The sequence below is a fragment of the Micromonospora sp. NPDC004540 genome (assembly GCF_040610095.1).
Taxonomy (GTDB): domain Bacteria; phylum Actinomycetota; class Actinomycetes; order Mycobacteriales; family Micromonosporaceae; genus Micromonospora.
Window position 1 is genome coordinate 1 of the sequence record NZ_JBEXLR010000115.1, and the last position, 5,071, is coordinate 5,071.

Annotated in this window: 4 protein-coding genes; all 4 read left to right on the top strand. The window is 73.4% G+C overall.

Annotated elements, in window-relative coordinates:
* Positions 1-637 precede the first annotated feature (637 nt).
* The gene (uvrB, locus tag ABZV78_RS27580) at positions 638-2,746 is read left to right on the top strand and encodes an excinuclease ABC subunit UvrB (RefSeq protein ID WP_355643152.1); all 2,109 of its coding nucleotides are present in this window, start codon (positions 638-640) and stop codon (positions 2,744-2,746) included.
* A 25-nt stretch (positions 2,747-2,771) separates the two neighbouring features.
* Positions 2,772-3,626: a helix-turn-helix domain-containing protein gene (locus tag ABZV78_RS27585; RefSeq protein WP_355643153.1), complete on the top strand. Its 855-nt coding sequence runs from the start codon at positions 2,772-2,774 to the stop codon at positions 3,624-3,626.
* Between the two features lie 25 nt (positions 3,627-3,651).
* A complete protein-coding gene (locus ABZV78_RS27590) occupies positions 3,652-4,020 on the top strand; it encodes a VOC family protein (protein WP_355643155.1) in 369 nt (122 codons plus the stop codon).
* Between the two features lie 80 nt (positions 4,021-4,100).
* A complete protein-coding gene (locus ABZV78_RS27595) occupies positions 4,101-5,000 on the top strand; it encodes a DUF5753 domain-containing protein (protein ID WP_355643157.1) in 900 nt (299 codons plus the stop codon).
* The last annotated feature ends 71 nt before the right edge of the window (positions 5,001-5,071 follow it).

Consider the following 5,071-nt stretch of genomic DNA (forward strand, 5'->3'; position numbering starts at 1 on the left):
GGTCCGGGCCGGGCCGTCGGCGTTCGGTGCGCTGGTGCCGGGACCTTCCGGGTCGTCCGTGGCGGCGACGTGCGCGGGCGGATCGTCCGCTGGGCGTCCGGTGGCTGCCTTGGGCTCGTCCGCCGGGCGTCCGGTGGCTGCCCTGGGCTCCTCCGCCGGGGGTCCGGTGGTCGCGGTGGGCCGGTCCGCGGGGCGTCCGGTGGTCGCGGGGGGCTCGTCCGCGTGCGGGGCGGCGGGTGGGAGGGGATCGGGCGGGGAGGGGCGGGTGTCGTCGGTGGGGAGCGGGCCGGTGTCGCGGGTGCGAGCGCGTCGCGGCCGGCGTCCGGGAGAGGTCTCCACGAGTGCACAACGCGGCTGCCGGGATTCGGTGACGAGTAGGGGCGCTCGCGGCGGCCGGTCTGCGCTTCGAGCGCGACCACCTCGGGTGCGCACGCCGGTTTCTCGGGTGCTGCGACCCCCGGTGCCGGGGGCGGCCGGGCCCCGGAGGGGCGGCCACCTGCCCGGTCGGCCGCCGCGAGCGGCCTACGGTACGAGGGTAGTCCGGTGAGATGAGCCACACAATGGGAATATCGAAGCCGATCAGGGACGGTCGGTGCTCGGCCGGGAAGTGTCGGACCTCGGGCGTACCGTTGAGGTCATGGCGCTCGACATTCCCCGGCTCGACGGCCGCTTCCAGGTCGTCAGCGAGTTCCAGCCGGCCGGCGACCAGCCGGCAGCCATCGACGAGCTTGAGCGTCGCGTGCGACGTGGCGACCGCAACACGGTGCTGCTCGGCGCGACCGGCACCGGCAAGAGCGCCACCACGGCGTGGCTGGTCGAGCGGCTGCAACGGCCGACTCTGGTACTCGCCCCCAACAAGACTCTCGCCGCGCAGCTCGCCAAGGAGTTCAGCGAGCTGCTGCCGCAGAACGCGGTCGAATACTTCGTCTCCTACTACGACTACTACCAGCCCGAGGCCTACATCCCGCAGACCGACACCTACATCGAGAAGGACTCCTCGATCAACGAGGAGGTCGAGCGGCTGCGGCACTCGGCGACCATGTCGCTGCTCACCCGGCGCGACGTGATCGTGGTGGCCACGGTGTCGGCGATCTACGGCCTTGGCACCCCGGAGGAATACCTGGACCGGGCCGTCCGGGTCGCCGTCGGGCAGGAGCTCGACCGCGACCAGCTGCTGCGCCGGCTGGTCGACATCCAGTACACCCGCAACGACATGGCCTTCCAGCGCGGCACCTTCCGGGTCCGGGGCGACACGCTGGAGATCATCCCGGCCTACGAGGAGCTGGCCGTCCGGATCGAGCTGTTCGGCGACGAGATCGAGAAGCTCTACTACCTCAACCCGCTCACCGGCGACGTGGTCCGTGAGGTCGACAGCCTGATGATCTTCCCGGCCACGCACTACGCGGCCGGCCCGGAGCGGATGGAGCGGGCGATCCGCGACATCGAGACCGAGTTGGGCGAGCGGCTGGCCGAGCTGGAGCGGCAGGGCAAGCTGCTGGAGGCGCAGCGGCTGCGGATGCGCACCACCTACGACATCGAGATGATGCGCCAGGTCGGCTTCTGCTCCGGCATCGAGAACTACTCGATGCACATCGACGGCCGGCTGCCCGGCAGCCCGCCGCACTGCCTGCTCGACTACTTCCCGGACGACTTCCTGACCGTGGTCGACGAGTCGCACGTGACCATCCCGCAGATCGGCGGCATGTACGAGGGCGACGCCTCCCGCAAGCGGATGCTGATCGACCACGGCTTCCGGCTGCCCAGCGCGGCCGACAACCGGCCGTTGCGCTTCGACGAATACCTGGAGCGAGTCGGCCAGATGGTCTTCCTCTCCGCCACCCCCGGCCCGTGGGAGCTGGAGCAGGCGCAGGGCGAGTTCGTCGAGCAGGTGATCCGCCCCACCGGCCTGATCGACCCCGAGGTCGTCGTGAAGCCCACCAAGGGCCAGATCGACGACCTGATGCACGAGATCAAGCTGCGGACCGAGCGGGACGAGCGGGTCCTGGTCACCACGCTGACCAAGAAGATGGCGGAGGATCTCTCCGACTACCTGCTGGAGAACGGCATCCGGGTGCGCTACCTGCACTCGGAGGTCGACACGCTGCGCCGGGTGGAGCTGCTGCGCGAGTTGCGCAAGGGCGACTACGACGTGCTGGTCGGCATCAACCTGCTCCGCGAGGGCCTCGACCTGCCCGAGGTCTCCCTGGTGGCGATCCTCGACGCCGACAAGGAGGGCTTCCTGCGCAGCGGCCGGTCGCTGATCCAGACCATCGGCCGCGCGGCCCGTAACGTCTCCGGCCAGGTCCACATGTACGCCGACAAGATCACGCCGTCGATGGCCCAGGCGATCGAGGAGACCAACCGGCGCCGGGCCAAGCAGATCGCGCACAACGAGGCCAACGGGATCAGCCCCGAGCCGCTGCGCAAGAGGATCCACGACATCCTCGACGACATCTACCGTGAGGCGGAGGACACCGAGAACAGCCGGGTCGGCGGGGCCGTCCGGCAGCTGTCCCGGGGCAAGGCGCCAGTGAAGGAGACCCGCAGCCGGGGCCGGGGCGGCGCGGCGACCCCGTCCCGGGAGGGGATGGCCCGGGCCGACCTGGCCAACCTCATCCAGGAGCTCAACGACCAGATGCTCGCCGCCGCGCGGGAGCTGCAGTTCGAGCTGGCCGCCCGGATCCGCGACGAGGTCGCCGACCTCAAGAAGGAACTCCGCGGGATGGACGCTGCCGGGGTGAAGTGACGGACCGGGGTCGGGGGAGGCCGCCGTGCTCACCGAGGCCGTGATCGGCCTCCCCGACCCCCGCCTGCGGCCCTACGTGGACCGCTACCTCGGCTACCGGGAGCACGCGGCCGGCCCGCTGGCGCGCCGGGAGGTGGCCGGCGCCTTCGTGGTGCTGATCCTGGGCTGGGGCGCCCCGCTCGACGTGACCGATCCGCGCGCCGCCGACCGGGGCGCGTACGGGACGAGCGCCTTTCTGGCCGGGCCGTTCGACGGCTGGTGCGCGACCCGCACCGCCGGCGAGGGCGTGGGGGTGCAGGTGCTCCTGACCGCCCCGGCCGCCCGTCGGCTGCTCGGGCTGCCGCTGGGCGAGCTGGCCAACCGGGCGGTCCCCGTCGACCGGCTCGGCGGCTGGCTGGTCCGGCTCCGCGACGAGTTGGCCGGCCTGCCCGACTGGGCGACCCGGTTCGCCCGGCTCGACGCCGCCCTCGCCGCCCGGCTGGCGGTGACCGGGCCGGTCGATCCGCGCCTGCTCGGGGCCTGGCGGCTGCTCGACGGCAGCGGCGGCGGGCTGGGCGTCGCCGCGCTGGCCGAGGAGGTCGGCTGGAGTCGCCGCCACCTGGCCGTCCGGTTCCGGCGGGAGTTCGGCCTCCCGCCGAAGACCGTCGCCCGGCTGGTCCGCTTCCAGCGGGCGTACGCGATGGTGGGCCGCACACTGGTCACGGCGCCGGTCGGGGGCGCGGCCCCCGTGGCCGGTCCGGGCGGGCCGGGATGGGCGGAGCTGGCGGTGCGGTTCGGCTACTACGACCAGTCACACCTGATCCGGGAGTTCCGCGAGTTCGCCGGGGCCACCCCCGCGGCGCTGGCCCGGGCGGGGTCACATCCGTCCAATCCCGGCTGACCCGCGCGCCGGCACACTCGTGGCCATGAGAAGCATCTACCCGGTTCTCCGGTATCCCGACGCCCGCGCCGCCGTCGACTTCCTCCGGTCCGCGTTCGACCTCACCGTCCACGAGGTGCACGAGGGGCCCGACGGCACGGTGCGGCACGCCCAGCTCGGCTACGGCGACGCTCTCGTCATGCTCGGCCCGGGGCCGGCCCCGGCGACCCGACCGGCCGACGACGACTACCGCGTCTACGTGGCCGTCGACGACGTCGACGCGCACCACGAGCGGGCCCGGGCGGCCGGCGCGGAGATCGTCCGACCGCCCTTCGACACCGACTACGGCTCCCGCGACTACGCCGCCCGCGACCTGGCCGGCCTGGTCTGGTCCTTCGGCACCTACCGTCCCTGACGACCGGTGATTGCTCTGCGCGAGCAAGGTATTGCCGTGCGTGATGGCGATGCGTACTCTCCCACGGTGGGGAGGCGCGCATGCCATTGTCAGCAAGTCCTGTGGTCCGGCGGGTGCGGCTCGGCGCGGAGCTGCGCCGGCTGCGCCGCCGGGAATCGCTCACCCTGGAGCAGGTCTGCGGCCGGCTCGGCTGGGCGTCCACATCGAAGCTGTCCCGCATCGAGCTGGGGCAGAGCCGGCCGGACCTGGCCGACGTGCTCGACCTGCTCGACGTCTACGCCGTGCCACCCCACCAGCGGGACGAGCTGATCGTCATCGCCCGGGACGCCGCCACCGGCCGCGGCTGGTCCAAGGCGCTGGGCGAGATGGGGGAGCGGCAGAGGGCGTACGCGGAGCTGGAGGCGGGCGCGGTGCGCATCGTGGACTACCAGCCGGCGCTGGTGCCCGGGCTGCTCCAGATCCCGGAGTACGCCCGGCTGCGGGTGTCGGCCGGCGCGCTGCTCGCCGACGAGGTGGACGTGGAGGCCGACGTCCGCGCCCGCGCCGTGCGCCAGGAGGTGCTGTGCCGGCCCGAGCCGCCGCACTACACCGCACTGATCGACGAGCGCGCCTGCGATCCGGGCGGCCTCCCCGCCGAGGTCTGGCGGGACCAGCTCCGCCACCTGGCCGTCCTCGCCGAACGGCCGCACGTCACCATCCGGCTGCTGCCCCGCGACGCCTCCCCCCGCGGCGACCCGCACCCCCTGGCGCCGTTCTCCTACTACGCCTATCCGGACCCGGACGACCCGCGCACGGTGCTGGTGGAGACGCTCACCACCGACGTGCGGCTGGTCGCCGAGGCGGACGTCGCCCGCTACGAGCAGCTGGTCGAATGGCTGCTGGTGGCGGCGCTGCCGGAGGAGGAGACGGCGGAGCTGCTGGCCCGGCGGCTCGGCCCCGTGCCGGTGCCCCGGCCGCGCGAGCCGCACGAGCCCGACTGAGCCCGCGCCGGCGGCTGCGCTGGAAGCCGCCCGAGTCGATCGCGGCGTTCGGCGCGCGGCCACCGGGTCCG